We start from the raw sequence: 18,232 nt of genomic DNA, 5'->3' as shown, positions 1-18,232 counted from the left end.
CTCTACAGCATGCTGGCAGCTTAACCGGCGTTCAGGGTTACTTTGGCCAGCTTATCGGTCATCATTTCCGTGAACCAGAGGTTGCCCGCCGGGTCGGTTTTGATGCGGTGCAGCATCCCGCGGGAGCTGGGCACCTTGTGGGTGGTGAGGGCCACGCCGAACAGGTAGGGGTCGGTGCTGGTGCGGATGGCCTTGTCGATGCAGAGTAGGTAGTCGGGGCCGGGCAGGCCGGGCAACGTGGTATCGATGTAGACCTGCACCCAGAGGTTCATTTCCAGGTCGAAGGTGAGGGAGCCCAGGATGTGGTTGGGCTGGAGCAGGGGCAGGGTAAATTCCTGGATGCGGCCTTCCATGTTGATACGCCCGATTTTGCGGCCTGCTTCCTCCGAAAACCACATGTAGGGCAGCAGCGGGTCGGGAATGATGCCGATGGGGCGGCTGTTGGGCGTGGGCGTTTTGTATTCCAGCACCCGGCCCTGGTTAGGGTTGATGCGCAGAATGGCGCTGCCCAGCAGCTCGGTGCCCCAGATGCTGCCGTCGGGGCCGGGGCTGAGGAAGATGGGCAGGGCGGCCAGGGTGTTGAGCTGGAAATGCACCGCGTATTGTTCGGGCATGACGCGGCCGATGGTGCTGGTGCGCTTGCCCGTGAACCAGATGCTGCCGTCGGGGCCCTGGCAGATGCCGTGGGGCGCGGGGTTAAACTGGCCGCCGGAGGCCCGAATGGTCGTGTCGATGTGGTCGGTGATGCCGCCGTTTTCATCGAGGCGCACGATACTGCCGGCAAACTCCAATGACACCCAGAGCTGGTCTTCGTGGTCGATGAGCAGGCCGTGGGGGCCGCTACCGGCGGGCATATTGAAGTGAGTGAGCAGCTGGCCGGCGTGGTCGAACTTGGCTATCTGGTCCATCAACTGCCCGCTCACAAACACGAAATCCTTGGTAATGGCCACCTCGTGGGTGGAGCCCGTGTTGGGCCCCTGCCAGTAGGGGTCGTACTCGGTAATGAGCGGGGAGCAGGGTGACTCAGCGGTAACGGGCAGGTTATCGGCAGGCATATCCATAAGTTAATAAGAGGGAAGAGGCTACCCCGGAAGTGGGAACAGCAGGCTAAGGATAGGGGAATTGGGCGGTATTAGCACCACCACAGCGCCGAAAAGCAGGCTGGGGCCGAAGTGTAGAGTACTGGCGTCGGCCGCGTATCTTAGCTCATGAGGGTGGCCCAACGCTGCCTTGCCGGCCTGCCATGCACCAACCCCTGCTTGCTCACATTACCCGCTACGTACCGCTGACGGCAGCCGAGGGGGCGTGGCTGGTGGCGCAGCTGCCAGTGCAGACGCTGGCCCGCAAAGAACTGCTGCTAACTGAAGGGCAGGTATGCGGGGCCAACTATTTTATCCTGCGCGGCTGCCTGCGCACTTACCTCACCACCGAAAAAGGCACCGAGCAGACCGTGCAGTTCGGCATTGAAAACTGGTGGCAGACCGACTACGCCAGCCTCGACACCCAACAGCCGTCCCAGTTCAATATTCAGGCCGTGGAGCCCACTATGGTAGTCGTGTTCGGGTGCGGGGTGCAGGAGGAGGTGTTTGGGCGGCTGCCGCAGCTGGAGCGGTATTTTCGGCTGGTGCTGCAGCGGGTGGCGGCGGCTACGCTGTTCCGGTTCAAGTTTCTCTACAGCTTGTCGGGGGAGGCGCGCTACCATCATTTCAACGACGCTCACCCCGAGTTTGTGCAGCGGGTGCCGCAGTATTTGCTGGCGTCGTACCTGGGCTTTACACCCGAGTTTTTGAGCAAGATTCGGGCGCGGGTGGGGCATCGGTAGCAGCCCGCGTTTCTTAATCAAGATTAAGTAGATCGGGCTGGCCGGGGCCGACCTTTGAGGCATACTTCAACGCTAAACCAACCTAGTTGACCATGCGACTCAAACTGCAAAAAACCGACCCCGAAGCCTGGAAACTCATGTACGGCATCGAACAGCACCTGGCTACTACCGGGCTCAGCGCCACTCACCGGCACCTGATAAGAATGCGGGCCTCCCAGCTCAATGGCTGCGCCTTCTGCCTCAATATGCACAGCAAAGAGGCGCGCAAAGACGGCGAAACCGAGCAGCGCCTGTATCTGCTGTCGGCCTGGCGCGAAACCACGCTGTTTACGGCCGAGGAAAAGGCTCTGCTGGCCCTCACCGAGGAAGTAACGCTCATCGGACAGCACGGCGTTTCGCCGGCTACCTACCAGCAGGCCGCGGCCCTGTTTGACGAGCACCTGCTGGCGCGGGCCCTAATGGCCATTGTGATGATAAATGCCTGGAACCGGATTGCCATCAGCACCGAAATGCCGCTGGAGGCGTAGTGTTGCGGGTCCTTGCACAAAAAAGCCCCTGCCACGCTGGCAAGGGCTTTTTTGTTATAGCATGAACGGCTGTTGTTGGCTTACCGCAGCACCACACGCTGGCTGAGCTTGGTACCGGGGCCGCGCACCAGCAGTACGTAAGTACCGCGGGGCAGGCCGTCGAGCAACAAGGGGTGCTGTTGGCCACCACTGAGGGCTGTGCTCCGGAGCTGGCGCCCCACGGCGTCAACGAGCGTAACCTGGTAGCTACCGGCGGGTAGCACGCGCAGGTCGAGGGTAGCCGGGCCGGTGGCGGGGTTGGGATACACTGAGAGCTCCTGCGTGCCTTCGATGTTGACGGAGCGTACGGGTGAGTAAGTGCTGGTGCCATCGGTATCTACCTGGCGCAGGCGGTAATACACGGTGCCGCTGAAGCTGGCGCCCACGCCCCGGTCGGTGTAGGTGTAGCTGGTGGCGCTGGTGGTGGTGCCGTGGCCGGCTACGGTGCCTACCACTGTGAAAGCCTCCTGATCGGTGCTGCGCTCCACGTCGAAATGGTCGTTGTTGTGCTCCTGAGCGGTGCGCCAGATGAGCTGCGCGTCCTGGGTACCCACGAGCTTGGCGGCAAAGGCCGTTAGCTCAACCGGCAGCGGGGTGCTTTCCACCGGAATGGTGAAGGTAGCAGTGTTGTTGCTGCCCGAGCCGCTGGTATCGGAGCCGGTGTAGGTGAAGGTGGCAGTGCCCACGTAGCCATCGGCCGGGTCGAAGGTGAGCTGGTTGGCTTCGCTGGTAGAAAGAATCTGGCCGGGTAGTACTGCGGCGCCCCGCAGGTAGAGCACGCCAGCCGCGGCGGCGGGCAGCGTCTGGATGGTGTAGCTGCCCACCGGCGGACCGCTGGTAACGGTGGCGCTGAGGGCCGAAATGCTGTTGGCGGCGGCCTTGTTGTTCATGCGGGCGTTGCGCACGTCATTCACCCTCAGCGACACGGCGCAGGTGCCGATGTAGATATCGTCGAGGCCGAAGTCGTTGCCGCTGGCCACCTTGTTCACGTCCCGGATTTCAATAACGGCCGAGGTATTGCTGCCCGAAAACCAGAGGTCGGAAATCGGGACGAAGACGTTGGCCTCGGTGGGCAGCGTGGTTACCGACGACGTAGACTTGCCGTTGATAACAAAGCCGAGCTGAGCCGGATTGCCAGTATTTACGCTGGAAGCGTAAGCCGAAAACGTGTAGTAACGGTTGGGTTGCACCGTCACGGTCTGCGAGTACACGATGCTCAAATCGGCCGAGCCATTCACAATCATGAACTTGTCGTTGGCACCTGTGCGGCCGTAGCCGACGAAATTGTTGTGGTAGGACGCCGCATCAGAACCCACCATGTAGAGGCCCTCGGGCTGCAGGCTGGTGGCGCCGGTGCCGGCGTAGCCGTAGGCCGAGTTGAAGCCCGTATTGTTGGCCGTGAAGCTGGGGTTAGCCAGCAGGTTAGTACCCGTGCCGCTGAGGCACACCAGGCTGGCGTCATACACGTTCAGGCTCACCGTCGCCACGTTGGAGCTGGGAGGGGTGGCCGATGGCACATTGATCTGGTAAGTGAAGCTGTCGGGTCCGAGGTAGCCACTGTTGGGCGTGTAGCTGTAGCTACCGTCGGGATTGATGGTGGCGCTGCCGTGGGCCGGGCCCGTCACGAGCTGCACGCTGAAGGCGCTGTTGGGCAGGTTGGCTGGGTTGGGGTCGTTGAGGATAATGTTGCCCGTCTTGGTCGAGTTAGCCGGCACTTCGTTGCTGTCGTCGTTGGCCACGAAGAAGTTACCGGCCGTGATGGTCACGTCCACGCGGTCCGTGTCGGGGTCTTTATTGGCAGCCTGGTTGGAACTCGTGCCCACGGTGCTGGTCAAAAAGCCCGTGCCCTGGGTAGTAGGTGAGGTAAAGCTGAACGTGTAGGTCTTCGAGCCGTCCTTGGCCAGTACCACGCTGCCGAAGTCGATGACGTTGGTAGTTGAGTTATACACGGCCGTGCCGGGCAGGGCGGCGCGCTGGGCCACCGAGAGGGTAGCGCCGGCGGGCAGAGCCACTTTCTGGGTTACGTCGAAGGCGTCGCCGGGGCCATTGTTGGTGAAGGTAACGGTGTAAGTGCCCGACGAAACACCCGCGCCCAGTGTGGTAGGGCCCGTCAGCGTGGTCGTTACATCAGCCACGGGAGCCCGTAGCGCGGCTGGCTGGGTAGCGGTGGCTAGCGGTTGGGCGTGGCTGAGGCCCGCATACGGCAGCGCCGCCAGCAGCAGGCACGAGGTGAGTAGAGAAGATGTTTTCATTTTAGGAAAGAGTAGGACAATAGTACTTTTTTGGAAAATGCAAAAAGCATATATGTGACAAACGTAATGTAAATTACTTGTTAATGAGTTATTTGGCTCAAATTAATGTGCGAAAGCTCCGCAGTTTGGCGCTGCCAACTAATTGTTGAATAGGGATTTATTCAATACTGCCAGCAGTCGGCAAGGGCCGTCTGGCAGACGGCTTGGGCTAGAAACAGCTACGTCTTCCAGGCCCGAGGGCGGAAGGCGTAGCTGTTGGCAGGCTATGATAGTGGCGCCAAAGAGTGGCGGCATAAGGGCGGTTTAAAGCTCTTTGCCGGGCAGGGTCGCGTCGAATACTACCGACTGCAGAAAGTGCTTGCGGTCCTGCACGGCATCGTTGGTTTCGGGCAGGCGGTAGCCGCAGCCAAAGAGGTAAATGGTATCACCGCGCCAGAGGAAAATCATGTCGAAGTAGGCCGGCTGCTCGCGCACTTCATCCAGATAGCTGTAGCGCACAGCCCGGGCGGGCGTCTTGGCAAAGATGACGTTACCCTGCGACTCCATCTTGAAAGCCGCGCTCTTCAGTTTCTTGCTCTGGTGGCGAATAAGGCGGTTGAAGCTCTTATTCAGCGTTTCGAGCGTAACGACTCCGTTAGGATTATACTTGGGCAAGTAGCGCAAATCGACGCTGCCCGCCAGCAGGATAATGCTTTCCGTTTCGGTAACGAAGCTCTGCGTGCCGGGGGCCTTGGTGTCGGGGTCGGGCAGCGTCACGTAGGGCAGCTGCACCACCAGGTGCTCATCAATGCGCGTTTCGACCCACTCCGTAACGGCCCATTGGGCGTGGCCGCGCAGCGGAAAAGCGAGCAGGCAGAGCAGGAGCAGTCGATACATATACAGGCGCTGAAAAAATCGGCCGGGCCGAGGTAGCATAGCCAATCAGCCGATAAGGCCAAGGACGACTATAAGCTACGCAAGCGTCGGCGCTTTGCCAAGCATCCGGCCGCACATTGGTGGTTGTAAACCGGCGGCCCGGAAACAGTTGCGCCTTCCGGCGGCGGGGCCGGAAGGCGCAAAGGCAAGCACTACCGCAGCAGGGGCTTATTTCTCGGCCGCGTGCAGCTGGGTGTTCATTAGCGTGGCCAGCATCGAGTCGGGCAGCAGCAGGCTGGAGAAGAAGTTGACCTTGGCCCCGAGTGTGGGCAGAGAGCGGGCCGCGCCGTCCATGAGGGCATCGTAGCCTTCCTCGGCCACGGCGCGGGCCGAGGCGGCGTGGCTGGCGGCGCGGGTGTTTTCGGCGTGGGCCACGTGGAAGAAGTTGGTGTCAGTCGGCGGCGGGCAGAGAATGGTCATCGTCACGGCCGACTTCTGCTGCTTTAATTCGTGCTGTACGGCCTCGGTGAAGCTGAGCACGAAGGCCTTGGTGGCGGCATACACGGCCTGGCAGGGGCTGGGCGCAAACGAAGCCACCGAGCCCACCTGCAGAATGCGCCCCTCGTTGCGCCGCACCATGTCGCGCAGATACAGCTTGGTGAGGTGCACGAGCGAGGTAGCGTTTACCTGAATGATGTTCAGCTCGGTTTGCATGTCGGTATCGGTGAAGTAGCCGGTTTCGCCGAAGCCGGCGTCATTGACCAGCGCATCAATCTGCAGACCGCGCCGGGAAGTTTCGGCGTAGAGCTGCTCGGCAGTTTCGGGCCGGCTCAAATCGAAGGGCAGCAGCAGCACCTCGACGCCCCAGAACTCCTGTTGCAGCAGGCGGGCCGCTTCCTGCAGCTCATCGAGGTGGCGGGCCACCAGCATCACACGGTATTCGTCGCGGGCAAAGCAGCGGGCCAGCTCGAAGCCGATGCCGCTGGAGGCACCCGTAATCAAGGCAGTTTGGTTGTTCATGGCTGACAGGGTTTAGGGTTGGAGGATGGTAGTGTAATTTACTGATAAACAGACAAATTAATTCGGAAAAGGTGGCTCAGAAACGGAGTAAAAAACCAGTGTGTTTCAGAAAGAGTAGCTGAGGCCAACGGCTTTTGTGGGCCCCGCCGACAGGGCAGCAGTATTGCAGTCTTCTATATTTATTTGTAACTATATAAAAGCGGCGCATTGCCAGCAGGCGGCAGGAGAAAAAGGAAGGCTCGGGCCGGGCTGAAAGAAGCGGCAGGAGCAGGGCGTAGACTATACTTTTCAGTTATTCCCATGAAAATCAATTCTATTGGTGGCGCCCTACTGCTGCTGGCCGGCTGCTCTACCCGGCCGCAACCAGCAGCTACTACCAGCACTATCGTGCCGGCCCGGGCTCAGCCCGCTTCCGTAACCATGTGCGAGGCCCCGGTGCTGGCCGATACTTCCTGGTATCTGTCGGGCCGCAAAGCGCCGCTGCTGCCGGGGCTGGCGGGTGTTACGCTGGCTATTTCCACCACCAGCCCCGCGGCGCTGGCCTATTTCCGACAGGGGCTGATGTTGGCCTACGGCTTCAACCACGCCGAGGCAGCCCGCTCATTCTACGAAGCCACCCGCCAGGACTCGACCTGCGCCATGTGTTACTGGGGCTATAGCTACGTGCTGGGACCCAACTACAACGCGGGCATGGAGCCCGACAATTTCAGCCGGGCCTACCGGGCCGTGCGGCAGGCCCAGCACCTGGCCGCCAAAGCCACGCCCAAGGAACAGGCCCTCATTGCGGCCCTGGCCACGCGCTACCCGCCCACGCCGGTAGCCGACCGCAGCCCCTACGACCAAGCCTACGCCAAAGCACTAAAAGCCGTGTATCAGCAATATCCTACCGACCCCGACATTGGGGCCATGTATGCCGAGGCCGTGATGAACCTGCACCCCTGGGATATTTGGCAGAAAAATGGCCAGCCCCAGCCCTGGACGGCCGAAGTGGTAGGCGCGCTGGAGCAGGTGCTGCGCGGCACGCCCGACCACGCCGGGGCCAACCACTTCTACATTCACGCCACTGAAGCCTCGAAACACCCCGAGGCAGCCACTAAAAGTGCGCAGCTGCTGGCCCACTTGGTGCCGGGGGCCGGGCATTTGCTGCACATGCCCTCCCACACCTACATCCGGACCGGCGCTTACCACGAGGGCACCCTGGCCAACCAGCAGGCTCTGCAGGCCGACAGCAACTACATGGCCGCCTGCCACGCCCAGGGCATGTATCCGCTGGGCTACCATCCCCACAACTACCACTTCCTGACGGCCACGGCTACGCTGGAAGGCAATCAGGCACTGGCCTTGCGCGGGGCCCGCAAGCTGGCCGCCTACGTAAACAAGCTCCTGATGAAAGACCCGATGCTGGGCCCTTCTGCTCAGCATCTGTACACCACGCCCTACAACGTAGCCGTAAAGTTCGGGCGCTGGAACGAGGTGCTGGCCATGAAGAACTTCGATACCACGATGGTATATCCGGAGGCCATCCGACACTATGCCCGGGGGCGGGCCTGGGTGGGCAAAAACAACCTGCCCGCCGCCCGGCAGGAGCTGGCGCGGCTGCGGATGGTAATTCGGGATACGGCCGCTTTGCAGGGTATTCTCTTCGGTATCAACCCCATGCGCACCCTCACCGACATTGCTTGGCGCGAGCTGCAGGGCGCCATTTGGCAACAGGAGGGCAAGTACGCCGAAAGCATTGCGGTGCTGCGCGAAGCTGTAGCCCTGGAAGACCAGCTGCGCTACGACGAACCGCCGGACTGGTTTTTCTCGGTGCGTCACCAGCTGGGTGCGGTGCTGCTGGCGGCCCGCCGCTACAACGAGGCTGTAGCCGTGTACCAGCAGGACCTGGAGCGGCTGCCCCGCAACGGCTGGGCGCTGTCGGGGTTGTATGAGGCCTACCGAGCCAGCGGCAACTCGGCCAAAGCCCAGCAAACCAAGCCCGCCCTGGATGCTGCTTGGCGCTACGCCGATACGAAGCTGGTAGCCTCCGTGGTGCCGTAAGTGGCGTCATTCACGCCAGCTTTTCAGCAGCGGTAGTCCTTCTCTCAATAGCTGGTTTTGCCTAGTAACAAACCGGGTCCGCCTCGTCAGAAGCGGACCCGGTTTGTTAGGGTTCAGGTCAGGAGCGGTGGTTAGCCGTGGCGCTGCTTCCATTCATTAGACAGCCCCAGCTTCTTGGCAATGTCCTTGAACATTTCAGGGTCGAAATCATCCTCACCGGGCGAGTTGAGCTGCGGCTCCTCTTCCAGCACGGGGTAGGGCACGCCTTTGATAGCGCCTTCAATTACTTCTAGCTTCGAGCCGTCTTCCGGGTGGTTGCCGTTCCAGATCAGGCCGGCTTCCTTATAGGCATTGGGCGAGAAGGTGTAGAGCTGGCGGTGCAGGCCGTGCTGCATAAACTTGACGGCTTCCGGGAATTTGGCATTCGACAGCGGCGGCACCGGCATTATCTTCTTCACATCGACACCCGTAATAACTTCCAGGGCTTTGGCATAGGCATACACGTGCAGGCCGCCGCGCACCAGCAGGTAGCCCACCATAGTGCGGGCACAAGGGTCTGTCACAGTTTCGTAGGCCCTGATTTTGTTGGCCCGGGCTCCGCATTCGAGGAAGAAGTTGTGCAGCAGGTCGAGGCGCAGGTTGCCCGAGCTGTTCACGTACTGACCCGTCCAGGGGTTGCCCATCGAGTCGAAGGGGAGGGCGGCCTGGCCGCTGGATAAAAAATGGTAGGTGTTGCGAGCATCGGCGGCCCCGGCCAGCGGGCCGGGTACAGGGTCAGTACCGCGCTGGCTCACGCCGGTCAGCAGCAGATTGATGGCGTAGCTGACGGCCTCGATATGTGAATATTCCTCGGCGGCAATGGCCGACGTAAGCGCGTAGAATGGCCGTAGCCGGTCGCGGCCCCGGAAATTGAACGACTGGAACGTATAGTTCATCAGCGTGCTCATTTCCCCGAATTTGCCACCCAGCAGTTCCTGGATAGCAGCGGCATCATTGGCCGAAGGGTTCTTGGGTTTGGGCAGATCAAGTGCCAACTCATCGAGACGAAGAATCATAGCTTTTAGGATAAATGGTGGCGCGGAATATGGCTTGCCCACCAAGCCCGAAAAGCCAGGTCCGACAACCCAAGCGGCAGCACCAACCCCGGAGCAGGATGCACTACCGCTTAGGCTTACGGCAATAGTAAACGGTCTGACCGTATAGAATTTGGCGGCTCGACAGTAAAATAAGTCGCGATTTTAAGGGTTAACTATCTGACTTTTAGTTGTTAATATGAGATTTAGTCATTGGTAGCTAAAGCAGCCTTTTGTAAAACCGCGGCTACATAGTCATTTGCGCAACTTAGTTTCTGAAGGCTGACAGCTCCCCCGGCAGGATCTTTGGCAGCAGGAGTTTCTAAAGCTGCTGCTCCAGGTTGGGCAGCGTGGCCGGTAGCGTCATTACCCGCCGCAGAATGGAGTAAAACAGATGGTAGATTTCCCGGAGCTGCTCGGGGTCGGTAATAGCGGCTTCTTTGGTAAACGTTAACAGCACGTCCGATTCGGGCATTTCGCTCTCGGGTGCCAGGTCGAGGCGCAGCTCCTGATAGCGCAGCAGGGTCTGCCGCAGCGTTTCGTCGGCCAGCAAATCATGGAGCGTGGCAGGGTCATTAGTGGTAATGATATACGCCGCATCTATTTCCGGGTCGCCCAGTTCCACGTCCGTTAGGCCCAGCAATTTCCCCATTTTGTGCATCCAGTCCTGCTCGTGCAGGGCAAACCGGAAGGGAATACGCCGCGGTACAATGGCCGTGAAAGTGGTCAGCTCAATGCCGCTTTCAAAGCCGCCGCCCAGGTCGATTTCAATGCTGAACCGGGTTCGGTAGCCCGCCTGGTCCAAGTCGGCGGTATATTCCCAGTCGTCTTTCTGATAGGCCATGTCGGCCAGTACCTGTTGCCAGAGAGCATCTTCTGTATTGGCAGAAAATGTGCGAATAGTGTCCATGAAGTGTGGTTTTGCGAGTGAAAGAATAGGAATGAGTAAGGCGCAGAATTAGGCCGCTAGGCCCGGGGCCGCCTGCAACAGCCAGCGGTAGAGCCGGTCTACATCCTCTTTGCGAAACAGCTCGGTGCCAGGATTCATGGTGGCCGCCGTGCCGCAGGCCACGCCCAACCGCCCGGTTTCGCGCACCGAGAGGCCAGTGGCCAGCCCATACACCAGGCCGGCCACCATACTGTCGCCGGCGCCCACGGTGCTGCGCTTCTTCACGGCCGGAGCCGGAATATGGTCCACGAAGTCGCGGCTGACTACGCAGGCGCCCTGCGGCCCGAGCGACACCACCACGATGTCGCACTTGCCTTCCTGCACCAGCTTGCGGGCTGCGGCGGCCACGGCTTCGTTGTCGAGCTCATCTACGCCGGCCATTTTGCTTAGCTCGCCCACGTTGGGCTTGGCCAGGTACACGCCTTCGGCCAAAAGCTGCTGCAGGGCCGGGCCCGAGGTATCGGCCACCACTTTCACGCCCAGTTCCTTGGCGGCCCGCGCAATCCGGACCAGGAACTCGGGCTCAACGCCGGGCGGCAGGCTGCCGCTGATAACCAGGAAATCGGGCACTGTCGGCAGGCTTTTGAGCGTGGTCAGAATCTGCTGCTGCTCCTCGGGGGCCAGCGGTGTGCCGGGCATGCCGAAGCGGTACTGCTGCCCGGTAGAGGCATCGACCACGATAAAATTCTCGCGGGTGCGGCTCACGGTTTCCACCGGGGCCTGCCGGATCTGCTCCTGAGTGAGCAGCTCCCGCAGCAGCGTGCCGGTGGGGCCGCCCACCGGAAACACGGCCAGCGAATCGGCCCCCAGCCGCTTCAGCGCCCTCGATACGTTGATGCCGCCCCCGCCGGGCTCAAACTTGGGCGCGGCGCACCGCAGCTTCTGGTCGGGAATAATCTGGTCGGCGGTGGTGCTTTTATCGACGGTCGGGTTCAGAGTCAGCGTGACGATGTTGTTCATAGGTAGCGGCATTAGGAGAAGACCGGCCAGCAGCAGGCCAGTAGCGTGTACTGCGAGGAGCTGGCTTGGTTGCGCCCCGCGCCCCGGCAAGGCGGTAGTCCAATCCGGCTCCCGGATTATATTGCCCCCGATTCGCCCGTGGTTTTTGCTTCCAATATGACGCTGCAGGATTATTACGCCGCCATGCGGACCAAGGCCGTCCGCCACTTGTTGCGAGGTGACGCTGAGTTGGATATTCAGCTCGACTCGGGCCACGATACGCGCCGCGGAGTTACGCTGCTCACCCGGCCACCCGCATCTATTATTGCCGCTTTGGAAGCTCTTATGGACGATTTTCGCCGCCTAGAGCCCGAGCAGTACTACTATCCCGCTACCGATATTCACCTCACCATTCTGGCGGTTATTTCCTGCTACCCCGGCTTCACACTGGCCCAGATTAACCCAGCCAACTACCGCGCGGCCGTCCGCCAGATTCTGCAGACCAGCCGCCCGTTCACTATCACCTATTCCGGCCTCACGGCCTCACCGGGGGGTATTATCGCGCAAGGCTTCCCGGAAGACGCCGGCTTGCAGCAGATGCGCGACAACACGCGGCAGTTTTTCCGGCACTCGGCCCTGCCGCAGTCCATCGACCAGCGCTACAGCATCCAGACCGCGCATTCCACCCTGATCCGCTTCCGCCGGCCCCTGCGCAATCCGGCCGGCGTGGTGGAGCTCCTTGGCCACTACCAGCACCAGTTTATCGGCTCTTTTGCGGTGAATACCGTGGAGCTGGTCTACAACGATTGGTACCAGCGGGCCGCCCACACGGTGCTGCTGGAAAAGTACGCACTGGGCCACAACCGGCAGCCGGCCGATTGAAGCCTTATTTGCGCCTGATTCAGAACCAAAACTACCTCATGCGGCTTTCCTGACTGCCGCTCCTAATTACGGAGCGGCCACTACCTTTGACTATGGAAAACGAGATTCAGGAACAGGTTCAGAATTACTACGGCACGCAGTTGCGCACCAGTCAGGACCTAAAAACCAACGCCTGTTGCACCGACGACATTCCGGCTGCCCACAAGCGAATCCTGGCCCAACTGGAGCCCGAAGTGCTGGAGAAATACTACGGCTGCGGCGTGTGCGTGCCCTCGGCCGTGCAGGGCCTCACCGTGCTCGACCTGGGCTCGGGCAGTGGACGCGACGCGTTTCTGCTCTCGAAGCTAGTGGGTGAAGACGGCCACGTTATCGGCGTGGATATGACCGAGGAGCAGCTCGCCGTGGCTCGGCGCCACATAGCGGCCCACACCGAGCGGTTTGGCTACCAGCAACCCAACGTGGAATTCCGCCACGGCTTCATCGAAGACCTGCGCACCGCCGGCTTGGCCGACAACAGCGTGGACCTGGTAGTAAGCAACTGCGTGCTGAACCTGAGCACCGACAAAGCCGCCACCTACCGCGAGATTTTTCGGGTACTCAAGCCCGGCGGGGAGCTGTTCATTGCCGACGTATTCGCCGACCGCCGCATTCCGCAGGCCCTGCGCCACGACCCAGTGCTGTACGGCGAGTGCCTGAGCGGGGCTCTATACACCGAGGATTTCCGCCGCCTGCTGCGTGAATTGGGCGTGCACGACTACCGCCTCACTGCCCAGCGCCGCCTCACCATCGACAATGCCGAGATTGAGCAGAAAGTAGGCAACATCAAGTTCTACTCGCTCACGGTGCGCGCCTTCAAGCTCGATCTGGAAGACCAGTGCGAAGATTACGGCCAGGTAGCCACCTACCTCGGCACCGCCCCCGACGAGCCCAACGGCTTCACCCTCGACGACCACCACTACTTCGAAACCGGCCGGCCCATGCTCGTGTGCGGCAACACGGCCGATATGCTCAGCCAAACCCGCTTTGCCGTCTACTTCCGCGTCGATGGTACCAAGGAGCGGCATTTTGGCCTGTTTCCCTGCGGCCCGGCCCCGGTCAGCGAGGCTCCCGGCGAAACTGCGGCGGCTTCCTGCGGCTGTTAGCGTTGGCTATGCAAAAGACCCGGGAGTGGCTCGACCGGCACGGTAGCAAGGTAATGGTGGCGCTGAGCCTGTTTCTGTTTGCCAGCGGGCTGGTGGGCCAGCTGCGGGGCCGAAGCGCGGTGCTGGTAACGGACCACGACCAGCCGGCGCAGGTAGCCCAGAGTCCGGTGTGGCTGCTGTATTGCTGCGCGGCCGTGCCGCTGCTGATTATTTTGCTTTCCAAAAGAGCGGCCGCGCAACGGCGCCGGGCAGTAGCTAACACAAAACTCAACCGGGCGGGCAGACGCAGTAGGCGTTAAGTATCACCCGGTTGGATTTTGCATTGCATACAAATGCCCAGCGCCGCCTAGCCCGTACCACGGCGGGCACTTCGACGGCCCGTACCGCCCCGGTTACGGGTGCTTACGGTTGAGCTTGATTAAACTGTTGAGTCGGCAAACCAGCCCAGCGCTTACTTATACTGATTATTGATAAGACTAAAACAGGGAAAAGAATCATTCTGGCTATAACACCAGCCCAGCTTGGGGCGTATGAAATGGACGGTGCCTGCCAGCTACCGTCCCGCCCGGCCACTTAGCGCCGGGCTACTACCGCCCCTGATTCTTTCACCTCATTATCTGTGCTGTTTATGAGTACATCCACAACCCAGGCTCCCCTGGGGCCCCCGGCTATTGCCCTAGCCCCCGTCGGCACTGTTACGCTGAAAATCAACGGGGTGGAGCGGCAACTGCAGATTGCGCCCTGGACCACCCTGCTCGACGCCCTGCGCGAATACCTCGACCTGACCGGCACCAAGAAAGGCTGCGACCATGGCCAGTGCGGCGCCTGCACCGTGCTCGTCGATGGCAAGCGCATCAATTCCTGCCTCACGCTGGCCGTGATGAAGGAAGGCGCCGACATAACGACCATTGAGGGCCTCGGCACCGAGGAAAAGCTGCACCCGCTGCAGCAAGCCTTCATCGACCATGACGCCTTCCAGTGCGGCTATTGCACGCCCGGCCAAATCTGCTCGGCTGCCGCGCTGCTCACCGAGGGCAAGGCCAAAACCACGGCCGAAATCCGGGAGCTGATGAGCGGCAATATCTGCCGCTGCGGGGCCTACACCAATATCGTGGCGGCCATTGAGGAAGTGCTGAACACGCCCAAAGCCTAGCTCTATGAATAGCTTTACCTATACCCGCGCCACGGCCGTGGACGCGGCCGTGCGCGAAAAATCGGCCGACGACGGCGTCAAGTTTATTGCCGGCGGCACCAACCTGCTCGACCTGATGAAGGAAAATATCGAGCGGCCCACTCGGCTGGTCGATATCAACACCCTGCCGCTTACCACCATCGACAGTACCCCCGAAGGCGGGCTGAGGCTGGGCGCCCTGGCTACCAACGCCGACACCGCCTGGCACCCCGAAGTGGAGAAGCGCTACCCGCTGCTGAGTCAGGCCATTCTGGCCGGGGCCTCGCCCCAACTGCGCAACATGGCCACCGACGGCGGCAATCTGTTTCAGCGCACCCGCTGCTACTACTTCTACGACCTGGCCACGCCCTGCAACAAGCGGGAGCCCGGCTCGGGCTGCTCGGCCATTGGCGGCTACAACCGGATTCACGCCATTCTGGGCACCAGTGAGAGCTGTATTGCTACGCACCCTTCGGATATGTGCGTGGCCCTGGCCGCCCTGAACGCCACGGTGCGCGTAACCGGCAAAAACGGCGAGCGGACGGTGCAGTTTGCCGATTTTCACCGCCTGCCCGAAGACCAACCCCAGTTCGACAACACCCTGGCCCCCGACGAAATCGTGACGGCCATTGACCTGCCCAACGAGGATTTCAGCCAGAACTTCAGCTACCTCAAGCTGCGCGACCGGACGAGCTACGCCTTCGCGCTGGTGTCGGTAGCGGCGGCGTTGCAGCTGGAGGGCAACACGATAAAGGAGGCCCGGCTGGCCCTGGGGGGCGTGGCCCACAAGCCTTGGCGCGACTCGGCCGCCGAAAACCTGCTCAAAGGGCAGCCCGCCACGGAGGAAACTTTCCGCCGCGCCGCCGCCGCCGTGCTGCAGGATGCCAAAGGCTACGGCCACAATACTTTCAAGATTGAGCTGGCCAAGCGCGCCATCGTGCGGGCCCTGAAACAGGCCGCCGAAGGAACCCAGCACGCCACCGAAGCCTTCAAAAACTCGAATCCATGAGCACTACCAACTATATCGGCAAGCCCACCAGCCGCGTCGAGGGTCCGGCCAAAGTAACGGGCGCGGCCAAATATGCGGCCGAGTACAATGTGCCCGATCTGGCCTACGGCTACGTCGTCAGCAGCCCCATTGCCAAGGGCAAAATCACGAAGATTCACGCCGACGAAGTCCGGGCCATTCCGGGCGTGCTGCAGGTTTTCTCCCACGAAAATGTGCCGTCCCTAGCTTGGTTCGACCGCAGCTACAAGGATGACGTGGCTCCCGGTGGCTCGCCCTTCCGACCCCTGCAGGGCGCCGAGGTGAAATACAGCCAGCAGCCGGTGGCCGTCGTCATTGCCGAAACCTTCGAGCTGGCCCGCTACGCCGCTTCCCTGCTGCGCATCGACTACGACGTGGCCCCGCACGATACCGACCTGGAAACCAAGCGCGACGACGGTTTCGAGCCCGGCCGGGGCAAAACCGGCTGGGTACCGCCGCCCAAGCCCCGCGGCAACCCGAATGAGGCACTGAAAAACGCCGTGCACAAGGTAGAGGGCGAATATATTCACCTCACGCAGCACCACAACCCGATGGAAATGTTTGCCAGCACCGTGGAGTGGCTCGGCGACAAAAAGCTCAAGATCTACGACAAAACGCAGGGTGCTTTCAACTCCCAGCAGTACGTCACAAAGGTATTTGGGCTGAGCAAGGACGACGCGCAGGTGATATCCAAATACACCGGCGGCGGCTTCGGCTCGGGCCTGCGGCCCCAGTACCAGCTCTTTATGGCTGTGCTGGCCTCGTTGGAGCTGAAACGCTCGGTGCGGGTTTCGCTCACGCGCCAGCAAATGTTCAGCTTTGGCCACCGGCCCCACACGCTGCAGTACGTAGAGCTGGGCACCAACGCCGACGGCACCCTGGCCGCCCTGCACCACCACGCCCTGCACGAAACGTCGCAGTTTGAGGATTACACCGAAAACGTGGTCAACTGGTCGGGCATGCTCTACCAGTGCGACAACGTGAAGCTGACCTACCAGTTGGCCAAGCTCGACGTGTATACGCCCCAGGACATGCGAGCTCCGGGCGCGGCTACCGGCTCTTTTGCCCTGGAAATTGCCATGGACGAAATGGCCTACGCCGCCGGCCTTGACCCGCTGGAATTCCGGCTGCGCAACTACGCCGAGCGCGACCAGAACGCCGACAAGCCCTTTTCGAGCAAGAAGCTGCGCGAGTGCTACCACGAGGGCGCGGCCAAATTCGGCTGGGACAAGCGCAATCCTGAGCCCCGCTCCATGCGCGACGGCAACATGCTGGTGGGCTGGGGCATGGGCGGCGGCGTCTGGGATGCCAGCATTCAGAAGTGCGCGGCCAAGGTCACGCTCACGGCCGATGGTCACCTGAACGTGCTGAGCGGAGCCAACGACATTGGTACGGGCACCTACACCATCATCACCCAGATTGCGGCCGAAACCCTGGGCTTGCCCCTGGAGGCTGTTACCTTCACCCTCGGCGATACCACACTGCCCGAAGCGCCGCTGCAGGGTGGCTCCTGGACGGCTGCCTCCGTAGGCAATGCCGTGAAGGAAACCTGTGATAAGCTGGGCGAGAAGCTGCTGAAGCTGGCCCAGAAAATGGCCGGCAGCCCGCTCAAGGATGCCAGCTACGAAGACGTACAGTTCGTCAACGGCCAGATTCGGCTGAATGCCGACCCTACCCAGGCCGTCGTTATCCGCGACGTTCTGCCCGCCAGCGGGGAAAAGGAGCTGACCGTCGAAAATACGATGATGCCCAACCCCGCCAGCCAGCTGACGCATTCCCTGCACGCCCACAACGCGGTGTTTGCCGAAGTAAAAGTAGACCCCGAGCTGGGCACGGTGCATGTCACGCGGGTGGTGAATGCCGTGGCCGCCGGCCGCATCCTGAACCCCAAAACGGCCCGTAGTCAGGTGCTGGGCTCGGTGGTGTGGGGCATCAGCATGGCTATGATGGAAGAAACCGTTATGGACCACGGCTTCGGCCGCTACATGAACCACAACCTCTCCGAGTACCACGTTCCCGTGTGTGCCGACATTCACGACATCGAGGTGATTTTCGTGGAGGAGGAAGACGACAAGGTAAACCCGCTGGGCATCAAAGGCCTCGGCGAAGTGGGCCTGTTGGGCGTAGCCGCCGCTATTGCCAACGCCGTGTACCACGCCACCGGCAAGCGCATCCGCAACCTGCCCGTCTCGATTGATAAGCTGCTGTAGCTGCGTGCTGCCGAAGCATTAACAGCAACGCCCCGGAACCTGAGTGGTTTCGGGGCGTTGCTGTTAATGCTTATGGACGAATGCGCCTAGCTACTGGTTATTTAACAGTTCGTTCCAAAAGTAGCTTCAACTCGCCTCTGTATGAGCTTGTGCCGTTTGGCCTTTGTTCAGTAATCCAATTTTCAGATTCATAGAAGCTAATATCAACTGAATTTCAGGTGACTCAATCATCGGTTTTATTCGTTGCCTGGTTTGTTGTCTTCATCGACTCTTGCAAGACCGCA

Annotated in this window: 16 protein-coding genes; 9 read left to right on the top strand and 7 right to left on the bottom strand. The window is 61.0% G+C overall.

Annotated elements, in window-relative coordinates:
* Positions 1-20: 20 nt before the first annotated feature.
* Entirely contained in the window at positions 21-1,055 is a 1,035-nt protein-coding gene (locus tag LGH74_RS17585) for a Vgb family protein (RefSeq protein WP_226177637.1), read from the bottom strand.
* A 188-nt stretch (positions 1,056-1,243) separates the two neighbouring features.
* Between LGH74_RS17585 and LGH74_RS17580 the strand changes: the two genes are divergently transcribed.
* Positions 1,244-1,822 carry a Crp/Fnr family transcriptional regulator gene (locus tag LGH74_RS17580; RefSeq protein ID WP_226177636.1) on the top strand — a complete coding sequence of 193 codons (579 nt, stop codon included), beginning with the start codon at positions 1,244-1,246 and terminating at the stop codon, positions 1,820-1,822.
* Between the two features lie 92 nt (positions 1,823-1,914).
* Positions 1,915-2,349, top strand: coding sequence for a carboxymuconolactone decarboxylase family protein (locus tag LGH74_RS17575; RefSeq protein WP_226177635.1), 435 nt, complete (start codon positions 1,915-1,917; stop codon positions 2,347-2,349).
* Between the two features lie 80 nt (positions 2,350-2,429).
* Here the strand turns inward: LGH74_RS17575 and LGH74_RS17570 are convergent, their stop codons facing one another.
* The 3 genes from LGH74_RS17570 to LGH74_RS17560 form a co-directional block, all read right to left on the bottom strand.
* Positions 2,430-4,640 carry an Ig-like domain-containing protein gene (locus tag LGH74_RS17570; RefSeq protein ID WP_226177634.1) on the bottom strand — a complete coding sequence of 737 codons (2,211 nt, stop codon included), beginning with the start codon at positions 4,638-4,640 and terminating at the stop codon, positions 2,430-2,432.
* Between the two features lie 303 nt (positions 4,641-4,943).
* The gene (locus tag LGH74_RS17565) at positions 4,944-5,516 is read right to left on the bottom strand and encodes a hypothetical protein (RefSeq protein ID WP_226177633.1); all 573 of its coding nucleotides are present in this window, start codon (positions 5,514-5,516) and stop codon (positions 4,944-4,946) included.
* A 207-nt stretch (positions 5,517-5,723) separates the two neighbouring features.
* Positions 5,724-6,515 carry an SDR family NAD(P)-dependent oxidoreductase gene (locus tag LGH74_RS17560; RefSeq protein ID WP_226177632.1) on the bottom strand — a complete coding sequence of 264 codons (792 nt, stop codon included), beginning with the start codon at positions 6,513-6,515 and terminating at the stop codon, positions 5,724-5,726.
* A gap of 300 nt (positions 6,516-6,815) precedes the next feature.
* Between LGH74_RS17560 and LGH74_RS17555 the strand changes: the two genes are divergently transcribed.
* The gene (locus LGH74_RS17555; protein ID WP_226177630.1) at positions 6,816-8,555 is read left to right on the top strand and encodes a tetratricopeptide repeat protein; all 1,740 of its coding nucleotides are present in this window, start codon (positions 6,816-6,818) and stop codon (positions 8,553-8,555) included.
* Between the two features lie 131 nt (positions 8,556-8,686).
* On the opposite strand, the gene LGH74_RS17550 is transcribed toward LGH74_RS17555, so the two are convergent.
* From LGH74_RS17550 to LGH74_RS17540, 3 genes are all read right to left on the bottom strand, one after another.
* Complete coding sequence (locus LGH74_RS17550) at positions 8,687-9,610, bottom strand: manganese catalase family protein (RefSeq protein WP_226177628.1); 924 nt, start codon at positions 9,608-9,610, stop codon at positions 8,687-8,689.
* A gap of 340 nt (positions 9,611-9,950) precedes the next feature.
* Positions 9,951-10,538, bottom strand: a complete 588-nt coding sequence (locus LGH74_RS17545; RefSeq protein WP_226177626.1) for a hypothetical protein — start codon at positions 10,536-10,538, stop codon at positions 9,951-9,953.
* A 48-nt stretch (positions 10,539-10,586) separates the two neighbouring features.
* Complete coding sequence (locus LGH74_RS17540) at positions 10,587-11,537, bottom strand: 1-phosphofructokinase family hexose kinase (protein WP_226177624.1); 951 nt, start codon at positions 11,535-11,537, stop codon at positions 10,587-10,589.
* 156 nt (positions 11,538-11,693) lie between these two features.
* On the opposite strand from LGH74_RS17540, the gene LGH74_RS17535 reads away from it, so the two are divergent.
* The 6 genes from LGH74_RS17535 (at position 11,694) to LGH74_RS17510 (ending at position 17,948) form a co-directional block, all read left to right on the top strand.
* Positions 11,694-12,398, top strand: a complete 705-nt coding sequence (locus LGH74_RS17535; protein ID WP_226177622.1) for a 2'-5' RNA ligase family protein — start codon at positions 11,694-11,696, stop codon at positions 12,396-12,398.
* Between the two features lie 92 nt (positions 12,399-12,490).
* Positions 12,491-13,540 carry a methyltransferase domain-containing protein gene (locus LGH74_RS17530; RefSeq protein ID WP_226177621.1) on the top strand — a complete coding sequence of 350 codons (1,050 nt, stop codon included), beginning with the start codon at positions 12,491-12,493 and terminating at the stop codon, positions 13,538-13,540.
* An 8-nt stretch (positions 13,541-13,548) separates the two neighbouring features.
* Positions 13,549-13,839 (top strand): hypothetical protein, encoded by a 291-nt coding sequence (locus LGH74_RS17525; protein ID WP_226177620.1) that lies wholly within the window; start codon positions 13,549-13,551, stop codon positions 13,837-13,839.
* Positions 13,840-14,168: 329 nt separating this feature from the next.
* On the top strand, positions 14,169-14,693 hold the full coding sequence (locus LGH74_RS17520; protein ID WP_226177618.1) for a (2Fe-2S)-binding protein: 525 nt from the start codon (positions 14,169-14,171) through the stop codon (positions 14,691-14,693).
* A 4-nt stretch (positions 14,694-14,697) separates the two neighbouring features.
* The gene (locus LGH74_RS17515) at positions 14,698-15,720 is read left to right on the top strand and encodes an FAD binding domain-containing protein (RefSeq protein WP_226177616.1); all 1,023 of its coding nucleotides are present in this window, start codon (positions 14,698-14,700) and stop codon (positions 15,718-15,720) included.
* Positions 15,717-17,948 (top strand): xanthine dehydrogenase family protein molybdopterin-binding subunit, encoded by a 2,232-nt coding sequence (locus LGH74_RS17510; protein ID WP_226177614.1) that lies wholly within the window; start codon positions 15,717-15,719, stop codon positions 17,946-17,948. The genes LGH74_RS17515 and LGH74_RS17510 overlap by 4 nt, the downstream gene beginning before the upstream one ends.
* The last annotated feature ends 284 nt before the right edge of the window (positions 17,949-18,232 follow it).

This window comes from Hymenobacter lucidus, from assembly GCF_020447265.1.
In the GTDB taxonomy this organism is placed as follows: Bacteria; Bacteroidota; Bacteroidia; order Cytophagales; family Hymenobacteraceae; genus Hymenobacter; species Hymenobacter lucidus.
This window is presented reverse-complemented; position numbering and strand designations above follow the sequence as displayed.

Bases quoted from the DNA above. Each gene is read 5' to 3' on its own strand.
- LGH74_RS17515 (WP_226177616.1), top strand. From the start codon at position 14,698: ATGAATAGCTTTACCTATACCCGCGCCACGGCCGTGGACGCGGCCGTG.
- LGH74_RS17580 (WP_226177636.1), top strand. From the start codon at position 1,244: ATGCACCAACCCCTGCTTGCTCACATTACCCGCTACGTACCGCTGACG.
- LGH74_RS17510 (WP_226177614.1), top strand. From the start codon at position 15,717: ATGAGCACTACCAACTATATCGGCAAGCCCACCAGCCGCGTCGAGGGT.
- LGH74_RS17570 (WP_226177634.1), bottom strand. From the start codon at position 4,640: ATGAAAACATCTTCTCTACTCACCTCGTGCCTGCTGCTGGCGGCGCTG.
- LGH74_RS17530 (WP_226177621.1), top strand. From the start codon at position 12,491: ATGGAAAACGAGATTCAGGAACAGGTTCAGAATTACTACGGCACGCAG.
- LGH74_RS17575 (WP_226177635.1), top strand. From the start codon at position 1,915: ATGCGACTCAAACTGCAAAAAACCGACCCCGAAGCCTGGAAACTCATG.
- LGH74_RS17520 (WP_226177618.1), top strand. From the start codon at position 14,169: ATGAGTACATCCACAACCCAGGCTCCCCTGGGGCCCCCGGCTATTGCC.
- LGH74_RS17550 (WP_226177628.1), bottom strand. From the start codon at position 9,610: ATGATTCTTCGTCTCGATGAGTTGGCACTTGATCTGCCCAAACCCAAG.
- LGH74_RS17560 (WP_226177632.1), bottom strand. From the start codon at position 6,515: ATGAACAACCAAACTGCCTTGATTACGGGTGCCTCCAGCGGCATCGGC.
- LGH74_RS17535 (WP_226177622.1), top strand. From the start codon at position 11,694: ATGACGCTGCAGGATTATTACGCCGCCATGCGGACCAAGGCCGTCCGC.
- LGH74_RS17555 (WP_226177630.1), top strand. From the start codon at position 6,816: ATGAAAATCAATTCTATTGGTGGCGCCCTACTGCTGCTGGCCGGCTGC.
- LGH74_RS17545 (WP_226177626.1), bottom strand. From the start codon at position 10,538: ATGGACACTATTCGCACATTTTCTGCCAATACAGAAGATGCTCTCTGG.
- LGH74_RS17585 (WP_226177637.1), bottom strand. From the start codon at position 1,055: ATGCCTGCCGATAACCTGCCCGTTACCGCTGAGTCACCCTGCTCCCCG.
- LGH74_RS17540 (WP_226177624.1), bottom strand. From the start codon at position 11,537: ATGAACAACATCGTCACGCTGACTCTGAACCCGACCGTCGATAAAAGC.
- LGH74_RS17525 (WP_226177620.1), top strand. From the start codon at position 13,549: ATGCAAAAGACCCGGGAGTGGCTCGACCGGCACGGTAGCAAGGTAATG.
- LGH74_RS17565 (WP_226177633.1), bottom strand. From the start codon at position 5,516: ATGTATCGACTGCTCCTGCTCTGCCTGCTCGCTTTTCCGCTGCGCGGC.